At 39.4% G+C, this 16946-nt stretch carries 11 protein-coding genes; 7 read left to right on the top strand and 4 right to left on the bottom strand.

Going from position 1 to position 16946, the window contains the following annotated elements:
- Window positions 1-58: 58 nt before the first annotated feature.
- The 3 genes from dxs to CUN59_RS12940 all read right to left on the bottom strand — a co-directional run bounded on the left by dxs (window position 59) and on the right by CUN59_RS12940 (window position 3723).
- The gene (gene dxs, locus CUN59_RS12950; RefSeq protein WP_104388238.1) at window positions 59-1954 is read right to left on the bottom strand and encodes a 1-deoxy-D-xylulose-5-phosphate synthase; all 1896 of its coding nucleotides are present in this window, start codon (window positions 1952-1954) and stop codon (window positions 59-61) included.
- Between the two features lie 491 nt (window positions 1955-2445).
- Window positions 2446-3009 carry a peroxiredoxin family protein gene (locus CUN59_RS12945; RefSeq protein ID WP_104388237.1) on the bottom strand — a complete coding sequence of 188 codons (564 nt, stop codon included), beginning with the start codon at window positions 3007-3009 and terminating at the stop codon, window positions 2446-2448.
- Window positions 3010-3108: 99 nt separating this feature from the next.
- Window positions 3109-3723 (bottom strand): peroxiredoxin, encoded by a 615-nt coding sequence (locus tag CUN59_RS12940; RefSeq protein WP_104388236.1) that lies wholly within the window; start codon window positions 3721-3723, stop codon window positions 3109-3111.
- Window positions 3724-3926: 203 nt separating this feature from the next.
- Here CUN59_RS12940 and CUN59_RS12935 point away from each other — a divergent pair, with 203 nt between their 5' ends.
- The 3 genes from CUN59_RS12935 (at window position 3927) to CUN59_RS12925 (ending at window position 9508) form a co-directional block, all read left to right on the top strand.
- Window positions 3927-5933, top strand: a complete 2007-nt coding sequence (locus tag CUN59_RS12935) for an amylo-alpha-1,6-glucosidase (RefSeq protein WP_104388235.1) — start codon at window positions 3927-3929, stop codon at window positions 5931-5933.
- A gap of 392 nt (window positions 5934-6325) precedes the next feature.
- Complete coding sequence (locus CUN59_RS12930; RefSeq protein ID WP_104388234.1) at window positions 6326-7672, top strand: hypothetical protein; 1347 nt, start codon at window positions 6326-6328, stop codon at window positions 7670-7672.
- Window positions 7673-7948: 276 nt separating this feature from the next.
- The gene (locus CUN59_RS12925; protein ID WP_104388233.1) at window positions 7949-9508 is read left to right on the top strand and encodes a tetratricopeptide repeat protein; all 1560 of its coding nucleotides are present in this window, start codon (window positions 7949-7951) and stop codon (window positions 9506-9508) included.
- Between the two features lie 295 nt (window positions 9509-9803).
- On the opposite strand, the gene CUN59_RS12920 is transcribed toward CUN59_RS12925, so the two are convergent.
- Window positions 9804-10601: a 7-carboxy-7-deazaguanine synthase QueE gene (locus tag CUN59_RS12920; protein WP_104388257.1), complete on the bottom strand. Its 798-nt coding sequence runs from the start codon at window positions 10599-10601 to the stop codon at window positions 9804-9806.
- 197 nt (window positions 10602-10798) lie between these two features.
- Here CUN59_RS12920 and CUN59_RS12915 point away from each other — a divergent pair, with 197 nt between their 5' ends.
- From CUN59_RS12915 to CUN59_RS12900, 4 genes are all read left to right on the top strand, one after another.
- A complete protein-coding gene (locus CUN59_RS12915) occupies window positions 10799-11848 on the top strand; it encodes an exopolysaccharide biosynthesis polyprenyl glycosylphosphotransferase (RefSeq protein ID WP_104388232.1) in 1050 nt (349 codons plus the stop codon).
- Window positions 11849-11985: 137 nt separating this feature from the next.
- The gene (locus CUN59_RS12910; RefSeq protein WP_104388231.1) at window positions 11986-14430 is read left to right on the top strand and encodes an endonuclease MutS2; all 2445 of its coding nucleotides are present in this window, start codon (window positions 11986-11988) and stop codon (window positions 14428-14430) included.
- Between the two features lie 112 nt (window positions 14431-14542).
- Entirely contained in the window at window positions 14543-15133 is a 591-nt protein-coding gene (locus CUN59_RS12905) for a DUF3038 domain-containing protein (RefSeq protein WP_104388230.1), read from the top strand.
- A 75-nt stretch (window positions 15134-15208) separates the two neighbouring features.
- Window positions 15209-16750, top strand: coding sequence for a DUF4335 domain-containing protein (locus CUN59_RS12900; RefSeq protein ID WP_104388229.1), 1542 nt, complete (start codon window positions 15209-15211; stop codon window positions 16748-16750).
- The last annotated feature ends 196 nt before the right edge of the window (window positions 16751-16946 follow it).

Here is a 16946-nt window from a genome sequence, read left to right as displayed (position 1 = left end):
CTGGCAATCCTTAAATCCTGTAAATCCTGATATGGCTACGCTATCAGACAAAAAACAACTACACCACAGCAGCAGCCTGTTTCTTAAAGAAAGCTTGTAAAACAGTTTCGGCAATTTGAGGACTACTCAAACCTAACGCGGCAAAAGATTGCTCAGGTGTGGCATGATCTACCAAAATATCAGGTACACCAATCCGTTTCACCGGCACTAAAATATCAGCATCCATTAAAGCTTCAGCCACAGCAGAACCGAAACCACCCATTAAACAACCTTCTTCCAAAGTCACAACCCGGCCGATTTGTTTAGCCAAAGGTAAAATTAACTCAGTATCCAAAGGTTTAACAAAACGGGCATTAATGACAGTGGCTTCAATGCCATGTTCGCTGAGAATTTCCGCCGCTTGCATAGCTGGATAAACCATAGTACCATAGCCCAGAAGTAAGACATCATCCCCTTGACGGAGAATTTCCCCCTTACCAATTTCCAGAGATTCCCAACCTTCCTCCATTAAGGGGACACCGTGACCATTACCACGGGGGAAACGCATAGAAATCGGGCTATCTGTGTAATTAATTCCCGTTACCACCATCCGTTGTAATTCGGCTTCATCCTTGGGAGCCATCACCACCATATTGGGAATACAACGCAGATAAGCAATATCATACATCCCTTGGTGAGTTGGGCCATCAGCCCCCACAATACCCGCCCGATCTAAACAGAAGAATACAGGCAGATTTTGAATGCAAACATCGTGAATAATTTGGTCGTAAGCACGTTGTAAGAAAGTGGAATAGATGGCAGCCACAGGGCGCATACCTTCACAAGCTAAACCTGCGGCTAGTGTGACGGCGTGTTGTTCTGCTATTCCCACATCAACATACTGATTGGGGAGTTTTGCTTGTAGTTTATCTAAGCCAGTACCAGTAGCCATTGCGGCTGTGATACCGATAATTTGAGGATTTTGTTCAGCCAGTTTTACCAAGGTATGAGAAAAGACCTTAGCGTAAGCAGGAGGTTTAGGTTTACTAGAAGGAATTGCTTTACCAGTGGCTAAATTAAAGGGGTTTTGGGCATGGTAGCCTACTTGGTCTTTTTCTGCTAGTTCATAGCCTTTACCCTTGGTTGTGACTACGTGAACTAATACTGGCCCAGTAATTTTATGTGCTTGTTGGAAGGTGGTAATTAACTCTTCTAAGTTATGTCCATCAACTGGCCCCATGTAGGTAAAGCCCAATTCTTCAAAAACTGCACCGACTTTAGAAACCGCTAACCGTTTCATCCCTTCTTTGATGCGTTCTAGTTCATCACCCACAAAAGGAATATGTTTTAGCTGTTCTTCAATGCCATCGGAGAGAAACTGCACAGGTGGACTGAGACGCATTTTATTGAGATAACGAGGAATTGCGCCCACGTTGGGAGAAATTGACATCTCGTTATCATTGAGAACAACGAGGAGATTAGTTTTGGGTAGATGTCCAGCGTGGTTAATGGCTTCTAAGGCCATACCGCCAGTTAAAGCCCCATCGCCAATGACAGCAACAGCTTTAAATTTTTCCCCTTTTGAGTCGCGGGCTAAAGCCATCCCCAGGGCGGCGGAAATACTTGTAGAAGCGTGTCCTGCACCAAAATGATCAAATTTGTTTTCGCAGCGTTTGAGATAACCTGCAACGCCGTCTTTTTGCCGCAGGGTGTGAAAATCAGCGTAGCGTCCGGTAATTAATTTGTGAGGATAGGCTTGATGTCCAACATCCCAGATCACCTTATCCCGATCTAAATCCAGGGTTTGGTAAAGTCCTAGTGTTAATTCCACAACTCCCAAACCAGGTCCTAAATGTCCTCCACTGGCTGCTACGGTTTGTAGGTGCTTTTCTCGAATTTGACGGGCAATTTGTTCTAACTGCCGAATTGATAAACCATGCAACTGGTTAGGATGGGTGATTTCACTCAAGTGCATATTATCAGCTTTTCCTCTCTATGTCTTCTGTTGCCATGATTTGATTTTCCCACTTCAGGTGGGTTCTAAGAATCTGACTGTTGTTAATGCTGTTGTATAACTATAACTTTTATGGGTTTTCAGTAGTCAGTCATCCAGATTTATTTCTATCAGGATAACCGTACTAAAAGGGAAGGATTTTATACTAATTTCAGTAATATTTTGCTCGGATCATATTTTTACTATCTCTGTAATGCCTATTTGGATACATTTAACTACTTTTTAATTTAAGTATTAACTAGATTAGGACTTACGCATTGACAGGAAATACCAAATAGGGGGTATGACTTTGATGGATTTAATCCCGGGTTTTCGATGATTTCTTAGCGAACTGCTTGCAGCAGCACTTCGCTATCGCTATTGAGCAGAAGTTAATCACCAAAAGCCTGAAACTACGAATTTTCGTTTATATACATCATGGTGAATTTGTACAGTGCGTAAGTCCTATTTTTTTAAAACTCGGTCACATTGGCTTTTGCCACATTAAACTGTTCTAGAAGTGTTTCTATCTTGGCATTATGGTCTAAAAAAGAAAACAAATGTCTGTACAGTAACTTTCCGTCTTTATCTAATACAAATTGTGCTGGTAAAGGCGCTCCTAATGCTTGTCCAGTTTTATAATTACGAAATGTATGACAGCTAGAATCTGTTAACAATGGCATTTTTAAACCCAAATCCTGAACGATGATTTGACTTTGCTTCTTGTCAGTGCTAGTAATTAATAAAACTTCAATACCGCGATTTTTAAACTCTTCATAGTTCTCATTTAAAGCTTTAATATGAGGATAACAAAATGGACAATATTGTTTTTCAGTAAAAATCCTGGTAAAAGCCACTAACACGGGTTGTTTCCCTCGATAATCAGATAATTTAACTACCCTATTATTAGTAATATCAGATAATTTAAAATCTGGTGTACCTACACCTAAACGTAAATTATCTAAAGCGGGAATGGGTAAAAAATTATGGAAAAATCGCTCATTAAGTAAGCCAGTAAAATCAGTAGACGTGAGCATAAAAATTCAATCAAGGAATATACAAAAAATCAAAGTTAAGAAAGACATTCGGAAATATCTCTGATGAATCTATGATCGAGTGAGGGATTGAGAATTAAATTATTCCAGAGCAGAAAAATAAATTTTTGATTTCACAGGATCAGTATTCAGAGTTTTGTCACCAGGTTGCCAGTCCGCAGGACAAACTTCATCGGTATGAGACTGAACATATTGAATTGCTTGTAATGTACGCAGGGTTTCATCAACACTACGACCAAAGCCAAGATTGTTAATTGTAGAGTGTTGAAGAATGCCGTCTTTATCAATAATAAATAAACCACGTAAAGCAACGCCGGCGGAAATATCTAAGACATTATAATCCGCACTAATTTCTTTTTTGATGTCAGAGATTAGGGGATAATTCAAGTCACCAACTCCACCAGATTTACGATCTGTTTGAATCCAAGCAAGATGAGAAAATTCACTATCAACAGAAATACCAAAAACCTCCGTATTCAAGGTTTTGAATTCCTCATAGCGATCGCTAAATGCAGTCACTTCCGTAGGACAAACAAAGGTAAAATCTAAAGGGTAAAAAAACATGACCACATATTTACCGCGATAATTAGACAATTTAATTGGTTTAAACTCTTGATCCACTACTGCTGTTGCTGTAAAATCAGGAGCTTGTTGACCAACCCGCAACCATTTTTCTGTTCCATAGATAATTGTCATTAACCTAATTCTCCTATACACACGATCTGCATTATATAATCTTTTCTAATGAGTATAGCATTAATAAATCCAAAATCCAAAATTTTCAAGCTTCTACACTTCAGGGAGGAGGCAATCCAAAATCGAGAGACTTCTGCTATAATCTATAAGTCATTCAGTAGAGTATTAACTTATTAATATTTTAGTTTTAGGAATTAGCGGGCGTGAATTTATCAGAATGGTTGCTGACTAATGGCTTGGGTAGTTTTGCCAGTGGTACTGTTGCTGATGTCCGCACCCGCACCTATCATGGTTGGCTGTTTGCAGCTACAAACCCGCCCTCAGAAAGAAAACTCCTGCTTTCTCACTTAGAAGCAAGTTTAGAAATTAATGGTACAGTCATTGCTCTAGGAACAAATATTTGGAGTAGTGGTAAAGTTGATCCCCAAGGCTATCAACTCCTATCTGGTTTTGAACTTTACCCCATTCCTAGATGGACTTGGAAGGGCGAAAATTGGCAATTAACCAGACAGTTAATAATGCCCTATGGATATGTAGAAAAAGAATCTGAATTATCCCCATATTTAGAGCAAAAGCTATTAATTCACTATTCCTATCAGGGACAAGAATCAGCAGGTTTAAAACTGCGATTATTAATTGGAGATCGGGATTTTCACCACCAACAAACCCAGTCTCAACAATTACATTTTTCTCAAGTATTAGGAAAACAACTAGTTTGCCTCCAAGCAATTAAAGGTAATCAATTTGGCACATCTTGGCATCTGCGCTGGACAAAAGGAGAATATCAGCCGGATGGACTTTGGTACTGGAATTATATTTTACCAGAAGAAACAAAGCGAGGATTAGGAGATCAAGAAGACCTTTATAGTCCTGGATATTTAACAGTTCATCTCCAACCAGAAGATACAGTCACCTTAGAAGCAGAAGTAGGTTTATCCAACTCTCAAGAAACCATACTCTCATCTCTAAGCTTTGCTGAAGCATTAGCAGCAGAAGAAACACGACTCAACCATATTTTTAACCAGAGTCAAAAAATAGGACAATCATCTGTTAACCTTTCACCTATTAAACAGCAACTTCTCAAAGCAGGTGATCAGTTTATTGTCTACCGTGCTTCCATTGCTGGACCGACCATTATTGCTGGCTATCATTGGTTTAATGACTGGGGTAGAGATACTTTAATTGCTTTACCGGGTTTAGCTCTTATTCCCCAACGATTTGATCTCGCAAAAGGACTTTTAAAAACCTTTGGGCTTTATTGTCGTCATGGACTTATTCCTAATGCTTTTCCTGATATTAATGGCGAGCCTTTTTATAATAGTATTGATGCTACCCTTTGGTGGATTGAAACTTTAGGACTTTATTTAGAAGCAACCCAAGATTGGCAATTTTTAGCCGCAGAATTTCCCATCATCCAGCAAATTCATAAAGCTTTTGTTAGTGGTACTCGCTACAATATCCAAGTTGATGCTACGGATGGGTTAGTAAGTTGGGATACTCACGGTGTAGCCTTAACTTGGATGGACGCTGTAGTAGATGGCTTACCTGTCACACCTCGGCGGGGAAAACCAGTAGAAATTAATGCTTTATGGTATTCAGCATTGTGTTGGTTAAGTAAATGGGCAGAAAAACTGAGTCAGTTAGATGTGGGTGATACTGTGCGTTTATCCAAACAGGGACAACGTTATGCAACACAAGCGCAACAGGTAAAAGCCTCATTACAAAAATTCTGGCATCCCCAGCTAGGTTATTTATATGACACCATTGAACCAGATGATTGCCATAATTCCCAAATTCGCCCCAATGCAATATTAGCTCTATCACTCCATCATTGTGCTTTTTCCCTGTACCAAGGACAACAAATTGTCAACTTAGCCACGGATAGACTATTGACACCCTATGGCTTACGTACTCTTGATCCCAGAGATCCCCAATATATTGGCACATATCAAGGCAGTCCCGAAAAACGCGATCGCGCCTATCATCAAGGTACAGTTTGGGCTTGGCTCATTGGTCCCTATATCCGCGCTTGGCAACGTTTCTACCCAGAAAAACCATTACCCTTTGACTGGCAACCATTAATAGAACACTTTCTCTATAGTGCCTGTCTAGGTTCAATTTCCGAAATTTTTGATGGTGATGCACCCCATCTACCCAAAGGAGCGATCGCCCAAGCCTGGTCTGTTGCAGAAGTTATTCGTCATCTTTAGGCAGGAGTTCAGTAGTATAGCTAACGCCATGCTATGCCTTCGGCACACTACGTGAACGCTATCAGTGGTTCAAGAAAGAAATTTCTTCCCTGCTCTCACTGTAAAATATCCTGAATCCTCCTGTTGAACTTATTCGCTCAGGAAGTTATTATGTATGAGAATAAAGATAAATCTCATAAGTAACAAAACAGTAGTAAACATACAAAATAATTCAGAAGACACAAATTTTAAAATCTAGTCCATTTTGGCGTAACCCTTATGATTCCCCTGCCTAAGTAGATGATACTGTGGAATATTAACTTCGGACTTTATTCTTCAAATCACTCCTAAATTCTTCCTTGGTTCCAAAAATTTCTATTCAACTTTCGCTTATCTGAGTCAAGTATCACATTATGTCTTACGTATCTCTCCTAAAAAATATACCGGAAATCCTGAGCCAACCCACAGGAATAGCGGCGATCGCCTCCCTTGGTATTCATGGTGCTATTGCCTTGATTGTGCCATTCATGCCAGTTAACTCCAGTCAATCTTCCAAAAATGAACCACCAAAAGCAGTTGGACTGATGGAATTGACCGCCGCAGACCAAAGCCGACTACCCCAACCAGCCAGCACCAGCCAGGTGGCTTTACAACAGCCCCAACTACCCCTACAACAACCATTACCAGGTGTTAATTTAGGTAATTTAGGTAGCCCATCAACCGCCTATCCCCCTTCACAACCAGACTTATATAGTCAACCAGTATTACCTGTTATTCCCACATCACCCAACAACTATAATCTTTCCTCCCTACCTAGCAGACAATCAATCCAAAACTTGATTCGTCAAAACCCATCTCAAGAAATGCCGAGATTGACGGCCAGCAATAGATATACTTCCGCAAATTCCCCATTTGTGGATAATATAGATCAAAAAATTCGAGAAACCCAATTACTAGGAATTAATAGACTGCCACAAATTCCTGGCAATAACAAAATATCGGGAGAACCATTGAAAAATCCCTCCCCTGAAGCTATTGATATTGGTAGCACAGCATCAGTAGGTGTTTCACCACCACAAACCATCACATCAGAAAATAATGTTGTCAAAATTCCTACCAATGGCGAAGAATTAGCTGTAGCTCCACAATTACCAGAAGCTAATACAAATCAGCCTGAATTAACAGGCAAAAAAAACGATCAGTTACTAGCTAGACTCAAAGCATACAACAATCTTAGAGAAAACATTCGCCAAGCATATCCCAATGTTACAGAAAAAGGAGTAATTAGGGAAACCATCTCCACAGAAACACCTGAGATGGTAGGAACAGTTTTAGGTAGATTGGTTGTAGATTCGGATGGTAAGGTTTTAGATATTAAATTCCAAGAAGAAACAGCATCTGTTAAATTACAATCAAAAGTTCGGGAATTTTTTAGTGCTAATCCACCTCAAGCAGATAAGAATGGTACAAGTTCTTATGCTTTCCAACTCAAGTTCCAAAATCGTGACAATTCTGATGGAGTAAGCTCTAATATCCAACCTTCAGAAAAATTACCTGGGGAAAAAGTGTTTACACCCCAAGTTCAGCCATCACAAATTCCTACTTCTAAAAATATCCCCGAAACACCAACCGTAAACAGTTTAAATCCTGCACCTGTAGTGACACAAAGTAATAAGATTTCTGATGTGTCTACAGATTCTAATCAAAAACTGATTAAAAAATTACGCCAATTTAAAGAAGAAACCAAAAATCCTCAATAGACATAGGAGTGAAAATTATCGTAGGGACAATTCATGAATTGTCCCTACAAGGGTTTAGTGGTTATGGACATTTAATTACCACCAGATGTCTAATAGTCATTCTGTAATCAGATTTGGGATTTTTGATTAATTTCAGATATTCTAACAAAGTGTATAGTGAGGAATTTATTCCTGATTTGAAGACCGAAATCCTCACTACCAAATTATCTCAAAGTTTGTACCGAGAAATTTATTCCTCATTTCACGTTTATTCAAAGACCGCAGCAATATTATTCAATGGACTGGATTACTCTCCTGCGATCGCTACAGTCTGACTTTCTCAAAAGATTAAGATCCGGTTCTCTACTGCACTGTGAAATAGAAGGTCAACATAGTGAATTAACTATTATTTCTGGTGAGAGATTAAAAACATTACGGGAATTTTGCTGGTTAATGGCAGAAAAATATAAACGCACTTCCCCAGTCCGTGATGTGTTTATTAATAATCTTAAAGGTAAATTAGGTGAAGAAGTCGTTAAAGAACGATTAGGTAATTTTATTACTGAAGTTGATTATGAAAAACGTTTTGGTGGTGATGGTAAAAGTGATTTTACTCTCACCACTAATTCTTTAATAGGTGTAGAAGTTAAATCTCGTCACGGTAGCATTGATCAAACTAGATGGACAGTTAGTGCAGAAGAAGTCGAAAAAAATGCTGTAATTGTTTGTATTTTAATTCAAGAAGAAGTAAATGAAGCCCAAACAGCATATCATCTTTTTTTAGCTGGTTTTCTTCCTACTTCCATGATAAAACTCAAAACCGGGAAAATATCCTTTGGTATTAATCAATTATTATATGCTGGGGGGTTATTTTCCTATTTAGAACAATCTCAGATTACTGCCAAGATTCCTACACCAAAGTTATTACCTAATCACTTGATAAAACGCCAATCTCCTCCTGCTGATTTAACTATTTTTTATTTAACTCTAGGTGATGAATATTTATCTAAAAAGGATTATATAGCCGCAATTAATAGTTATAATCAGGCTTTACAATTTAATCATAATCATGCAGAAATCTATTATAAACTGGGGCTAGTTAATTATCAATTAGGTGATTATCATACCGCAATTACTAATTATAATCAGGCAATAAATATTAATATTAACTATGCCCATGCTTACCATCAAAGAGGTTTAGCATATCATCAAATAGGTGATAATCACATAGCTTTAGAAGATTATAACCAAGGAATTAGAATTAATCCTGATATTGCTGTTTATTATAAAAATCGTGCTGATGTGCGTTCCCATCTTGGGGATCATCAAGGAGCAATAGAAGATTATCATCAGGCAATTCAGATTAATCCTGATTATCTTACCAATCACAATAATCAACAAATGGTTAATTATTTATTAGATCATGAGCAACAATTACAGGAATTAATTAAAATTGTCCCTGATGATGCCATAGGCTATAAAAATCGTGGTAATTATCGAGTTAAATTAGGAGATACTGTAGGAGCAATTGCTGATTATAGTCAGGCATTACAAATTAATTCTGATGATATAGATGTTTATTACTGTCGAGGTAATGCTTACTCTGATTTAGGAAAATATGCAGAAGCAATTACAGACTATACTCAGGTAATTAAAATAAATTCTCACTATGTTGATGCTTATTATAATCGCGGCAATGCTCGGTTAGAAATAGTAGACAAACAGGGAGCAGTTGAGGATTTTCATCAAGCAGCCCAATTATATTGGCAACAAGGAAAGTTAGCAGAATATAAAGACACACAAACGAGAATTTTAGAATTAGAAATAGAAGCATCTTTAGATATTTTAGATTTCTAATCTGATCAGATAAATTGGTAATTTCTGGGTAATACCTATTTTCTATTATAGGAATAATATTTGATTTATAAAAAGATACGTAGGGTGCGTCAGACTGCATGAATTCTATGGATAAAAAAATTTGTAATATCTGACGTGGTTGGTGAGCTTGCCGAACCATACCCTACAATACCTAATTTTTTTCAAAAATCAAATATGAGTTCTATATTTGTTATCTATCAACCGTTAACAGTCAGCAGTTACCTACTATAAAACTTTATAAATCTCTTTTTTCTTGATCAAAACTTTTTCCTATTTACATTTGGTTTAACATTTTATGAGTTTGGGGAATTACACGTACGTATTTAACAAATCCTTTCATGAGAACTTGCCATGCTAAAACTTGCTCTGGAGTTGGTGCTACCATAGCCACAGAACTAAATTGTTGAGCGGGTGTTAACGGGGTAACAGGTTGTAAAAATACCGGAATTTGATCATTGATCTGGGCAATTAATAAAGCTGCTTGTTCCAATTCCTCTGGGACTGTGCTTTGGGAAACAATAATTTTGACAAATACCTCTAACTTAGTGTTAGAGCATAGTTGTAGAAATTTTGTATGTTCTGTCCAATGACTTTCACCACTCACACTGGGCAGTTTTAAATCCATACCTACAGAGTCTAGATATGGGAGAACGATTTCTAACTGCTCTGGGCGATGTCCACCAGTTTCTAGATAAATTGGTAAATTTGTGAGCGATCGTACTGCTGGCAAAAATTCCGCCAAAAACTGTGCATGAAGCAAAGGCTCTCCACCAGTTAAGCTAATGCTATCGTGGATAGAGGGGATATTTTGTCTAGCAACCCATCCTAATAGCATTGGTAATGGTACGGGATTTGAATGCACTTCAAAATCTCGTAATCCAGGATAACGCTCAATTCGACAATTAGGCGGAGCATTCCATGTATTAGCACTATCGCAAAACCAACAACGCAAATCGCAAAACGCAAAGCGAATAAAAATCTGACGTGTCCCGACATTCAGACCTTCGCCTTGAATAGCACTAAAAACTTCTATCAGACGTGCAGTAGAGTTACCTTGATTTTTAGCAGTCATATGATCATTAGCAGTAACAAGTTGATTCACCTATTCACAACAGTAAAATTTTTGTGAGATGCTTCTATTGTGAAGCCTTATTGGTGATATGCCCGCTAATATTAAAAAATCTCCCAACTTGTGCTTCATCATACAGATTAAAAATAAGGTTAATTGTTTTTGAAGACAAAACAACATTTAGCAAATTAGATTAACAGATGGCAACTAAAGTGCAAAGCCTCATGAGTAGCCAACCAGTACCTATAGACTTTTCAGTGACTTACCTAGAAGATGCTGCAACCCTGCAAGCACCAGTTAGATTGACCGTGATTGAGGCCGTCAGTTTTAAGCAAACTTGCCAAGACTTAATTCAAGGTGATTCACCACCAAAACAAATTTTTATTGATTTTCAAAATACTACTTTTATGGATAGTAGTGGTTTAGGGTCGCTGGTGAGCAACTTTAAAAATTCCCAAGACAAAGGAATTAAAGTTACTCTACTCAATGTTACACCTCAAGTCATGGCAGTTTTAAATCTGACGGGATTAGATCAAGTGTTTCCCATTGAGTCTCGTCCAGAGATAGCTTCCGTACCCACAGATAACCCTAAAGATACAGGAAAAAATAATTCTCGTAAAGTAGATCCTCTACCAGAAACTCATTCTTCCGTGGCATCTTGGATGAAAAGAGTAATTGATATTGTTGGTTCATTGGTTGGTTTAGTTATTACATCTATTTTGTTTTTGCCTATAGCGATCGCCATTCAAATTGATGATCCCGGTCCGATTTTCTTTAAACAAACTCGCTGTGGTTGGATGGGTAAGCGATTTTCGATTTGGAAATTCCGGTCTATGTGTGTAGATGCAGAAGCGAAAAAATCCCAAATTAAAAATCAAGCTCAAGGTGCTTTCTTTAAAAATGACAATGATCCCAGAATCACTAAGGTAGGAAACTTCTTGCGTCGTACCAGTCTAGATGAACTACCTCAATTTTGGAACGTTCTCAAAGGTGAAATGAGTTTAGTCGGTACTCGACCACCTACACCCGAAGAAGTAGAACGTTATGAAGTCCCAGAATGGCAACGTTTAGATGTGAAACCTGGTATGACTGGAGAATGGCAAGTTAATGGACGTTCTAAAGTCCGCAGTTTTGAAGATGTCATTCGTTTAGACCTAAAGTATCAACAAAACTGGAGCTTAATTTACGATTTAAAGTTAATTTTTAAAACCATAACCATTTTGTTTAATAAAAATAGTGGCGCTGTTTAACAACTTATTGACGGTTGACTGTTGATGGTTGTACGGGTGAACGGCCGTTCGCCCCTACTGCTCCCCCCTCATCCCTGAAAATGTAGTCTACCAGTCACTAAAATTGTTACCATAGTTTCAGATTAGTTATTGAAACCTTGATTCAATCTGAAACCTTAGAACTACTAGAGTGGCCCCGTCTGTGCCAGCACCTTTCCACCTTTGCGGCAACTAAGTTAGGGGCTATAGTTGCGCGTAACTTGCCCATTCCTGAAAATCAGGCGGCAAGTGTTGAGTTATTAGCGCAAACCAAAGAAGTTTACGAACTGGAAAGTCGTTTACATCCAGGATTATCCTTTGAAGGAATTCAAGATATCGGAGATTCCATAGAAAGGGCGGCACTACAGGGTATTTTGTCTGGGGAAGAACTGTTAGCAATCGCTACTACCCTAGCAGGTACAAGAAATTTACGTCGTGTTATTGATAATCAAGAAAATGTTCCAGTTTTAGCTGATTTAGTCTCTCAACTGCGAACTTACCCAGAATTAGAACAGGAAATCCACCGTTGTATTGATGAACGCGGTCAAGTTACTGATCGCGCTAGTCAAAAAATGGGGGAAATTCGCGTAGAATTGCGGCGCATTCGCAGCCAAATTACCCAAAAACTCCAAAATATCATCCAAGCCAAATCGGGCGCAGTTCAAGAACAGTTAATTACCCAAAGAGGTGATCGCTACGTTATCCCTGTTAAAGCCCCTCAAAAGGACGCAATTCCTGGTATTGTTCATGATACCTCCACCAGTGGCGCAACCCTTTATATCGAGCCTAACAGTATCGTGCCAATGGGTAATCAATTGCGTCAAGTCATTAGAAAAGAACAAACCGAAACCGAAGCCATTCGCCGTCAATTAACGGAACAAGTCACCGCAGTTACACCAGATTTAGAAAGGTTATTAGTCATTGTCACAACCTTAGATTTAGCAGTGGCCAAAGCCCGTTATAGTCTGTGGATCGGTGCTAACCCTCCCCGTTTTATCAATCGGGAAGACAATGAAATTATTACCTTGCGAAATCTGCGTCATCCGTTGTTAGTCTGGCAACAGCAGCACGAACAAGGAAATCCCGTTGTCCCGGTAGATTTATTGATCAGTCCCCAAATTCGGGTAGTCACAATTACTGGACCCAATACAGGGGGAAAAACTGTCACTTTAAAAACCTTGGGATTAGCAGCCATCATGGCCAAAGTGGGCTTGTTTGTTCCCGCCCGTGAACCGGTAGAAATGCCTTGGTTTGCCCAAGTTTTAGCCGATATCGGCGATGAACAATCCCTACAACAGAGTTTATCTACCTTTTCTGGGCATATTCGCCGTATTAGTCGAGTTTTAGAAGCCATTGATGAGGGAGCAGAGGGGCAGGGGAGCAGGGAAGCAGTAGGGGCGAACGGCCGTTCGCCCGTACAACCATCAACAGTCAACAATTACCAAGCCCTAGTTTTACTGGATGAAGTAGGGGCGGGGACAGATCCGGCGGAGGGGAGTGCATTGGCGATCGCCTTACTCAAATATCTCGCCAACCATACCCAGCTAACTATGGCGAGTACACACTTTGGCGAACTCAAAGCTTTAAAATATGAAGATATCCGCTTTGAAAATGCTTCCGTAGAATTTGACGAAACAACTCTTTCCCCTACTTACCGTCTGTTATGGGGAATTCCTGGACGTTCTAACGCTTTGAGTATTGCGTTGCGTTTAGGTTTAAAACCCGAAGTAGTAGCAGAGGCAAAAACCCAAGTGGGAGAAGCCACAGACGAAGTAAATCAAGTCATTGCCGGTTTAGAAGCCCAACGCCGTAACCAGGAAACAAAAGCCGCCCAAGCTCAAAATTTACTACGACAAGCCGAACGTTTATATAAAGAAGTTTCCGCCAAAGCCACCGCTTTAGAAACTAGAGAAAAAGATTTACGTCTTTCCCAAGAAATAGCAGTTCAACAAGCAATTAGCCAAGCTAAAGGCGAAATTGCCCAAGTCATCCGCAGTCTGCAAAAAGGCACACCTAACGCCCAAGATGCCCAAAAAGCTACCACAGCCATCAATCAAATTGCCGAAAAATATCAGCCAGCATCCCCACCTAAGCCCAAACCTGGGTTTATGCCCAAAATAGGCGATCGCGTGCGAATTCCTAAACTAGGACAAACAGCCGAAGTTATCACAATTGCTGATGCTGACGGTGATCTGACTGTGCGTTTTGGGATTATGAAAATGTCCATACCACTGCAAGATATAGAATCACTAGATGGACAAAAACCAGAACCAACCATTAAATCGAAACCAGCCCTAGCCGTAGTTGCACCTCCTCCAGTCCCAGCTATTCGCACCTCTAAAAATACTGTAGATTTGCGCGGAAAACGAGTAGCTGATGCCGAATATATCTTAGACAAAGCTATTTCTGAAGCTACTGGCCCAGTTTGGATCATTCATGGATACGGTACTGGTAAACTAAAGCAAGGTGTCCATGCCTTTTTGAAACAACATCCCAGAGTTACCCACTATGAACCGGCAGAACAAACTGATGGCGGCAGTGGAGTCACTATTGCTCATATTTAAAGGCAAGAGGCAGAAGGCAGGATGCAGAAGGCAGGAGGAAAAAGAACAATATATTTCCCCCCTGCTCCCCTACTCCCTGCTTCTTTGAGCTTCATCATCTATGGTATAAGCTATGCAATCAACCGCTAATCCAGCTATAACAAAATCCCCGTGGGAGGATTTAAGTTCACTCCCAGATGCCAATATTATTCAATGGGAAAATATCAAAACTCAACTGGACTTGGTGCTATTAGCTCTCGAAATCCTGACTGGCATTGGTTCAGAGGCCATGTTATCGGCGGCAGTAAGTCTAAATTTAGAGTCTAAAATACCAGATCGGGTAGCCCTATGGCGATTGCGGCAATCAAACCCCCTGCGTAAAGGCCAAGGAGGAAGGAAAAAGCTCGATGTGGAAGAAGCGCGATCGCTAGTTCTGATTATCTGCTATCTTGCCAAACAACACCAAGAATTAATTCGCCGGGCTGTAGGGTTATTAGAACAATTAACCGCAAATAACCAACAACCTCACCAAACTGCCTTGTTGGGAGATTATATAGATGGTTTTTGCAACACCTACCAAGAACGCATGGCAGAGGAAGAAACAACCTCAACAGATTTACTTACCCGTCTGTCCCTCAAGCTGTTAATAAATTTACTCTTTTATAGTGCCCCAGGTGGCCACCGTCGCTTGTGGTTAGCGCTAATAGATATTTCCACAAAATAATTTTCGATTTTCGATTTTCGATTTTCATTCACAATCTAAAATCTAAAATTTCCCATCCTCTTTGCAATTTCTGTTATGTCTTTATCCAATTCTGTTATTCGTCGCTATACTCCCCCCACTTGCACACTAGAAATATGGGCGGAAAACTCACCCCTCTCCAATTGGGCAGATAAAAATATCATTAAAAATCTCCAATTTCGCCTCCAATTTGATGATCCCCGACTATCAGAAGACCGTAAGATAATGATTCAAGGCGATCAGCAACAACTACAATTTTTATGTAATATCGTTACTACTTATGTTCAAGAACTTCTGCAACAATCCGCAGAAGATTTTAGTATTAATTTATTGGACACAAATAATTCTCCAACGCCATCAGAACGGGAAGCACAAGATACTCCCACATCTGTTTTACCTAATCCAACTATATCACCTGCTCCCAATCCATTTTCTTCTGCTAAAGTTTATTTAGAACCGAGTAGTAATTTAACTCATGAACTCCATCTGGGTTATCTTGCTAACCAAACATCTGGACAAGTCATTGAATTGACTTTACTGCAATTATTTGATTTAGCAACGGCTTTAGATGAATACTCATCTGATATGTTAGCCTTACCCACACCCAGCTATGATGCTGCTCCCACTTCTTTACCCCGATGGGCCCCTATAGCAGCCATTTTAGTCATAGCCGCAGGTTTAACTCCATTCACCTGGCAATATGCTACAAATTTTCAACAAAATAGGTCTCAAGTTGCTCAAAAGACTAGTCCCTCAGTCCCAAAAGATAATTTACCGCCCTCATCTACAGTAAATTTAGCTACACCTCAATCAACACTAACACCACCATTAGCTAACTTGAGTACCCCATCCTCCTCATTAGCTTTTCCCAATCCCATTCTTTCTGTTTCACCCACATCACCCCAAGCTGCTGCTATCACCCCTAATGCTTCCACCTATCCTATTACTCCCCAATTTTCCCTCCCACCTATAGTACCAAAAATTGATACTAGTAGTGTTACCCAAACAAGACGCAATTCTCCCAGGATTATACCTGAAAATCCCATTAATGCCGCTACCTCTCAAAAATTGCCAACCAATAATAATAACACTTCACCTAGTATTTATACAGATAATCAGTCTATTACCACTATTCCCAAAAACCTAATTAGCAATAATACTGATACTCAGTCAGCAATATCTAACACCGAATTACAACAAGCACAAGCGGAATCACCCCAACTATCTCCACAAGAAAAAAAAGATAATTTAGTCAGAAGATTAAGATCCGCAACTAAAAGTTCTTCATCTACACCAGTTAATAATAAAACTCTATTTGATACACCTCAAATTGCAGAAGCTAGAGAATACCTGAATAAGCGCTGGCAACCACCAACTGGTCTTTCCCAAGCTTTAGAATATAGTTTAATGTTGGGTGCTGATGGCACAATTGAAAGAATTTTACCTTTAAATCAAGCAGCTAGAGAATATATTGATACTAGTGGTCTTCCCCAAATTGGTAAACCATTTGTTTCTACTAATCAATCTGGACAAAATCTGAGAATTCGAGTTGTTCTTAATCCTGATGGTAAAGTGCAAACATTTCTAGAAACACCTTAGTTATCAAGTTATCATAGAAAATTAATTGTCCATTTATTGATTGAGAGTATATAGCAGAATTCAGGAGTCAGAAGTAAAACTGGCTTGCTGTCTGGGTTTGAATTTAGATCCTTTACCTCTTTAATCTGCAATCTGCTGTAAGAGGGTGTTTGAAAAGTTATGGTTGATGTATTAAATAGGGGTTGCTGAAAAAGTT

The sequence above is a fragment of the Cuspidothrix issatschenkoi CHARLIE-1 genome (assembly GCF_002934005.1).
Taxonomy (GTDB): Bacteria; Cyanobacteriota; Cyanobacteriia; order Cyanobacteriales; family Nostocaceae; genus Cuspidothrix; species Cuspidothrix issatschenkoi.
Note: the sequence above shows the minus strand (reverse complement) of the source record. Positions and strands in the feature narration are given on the sequence as shown.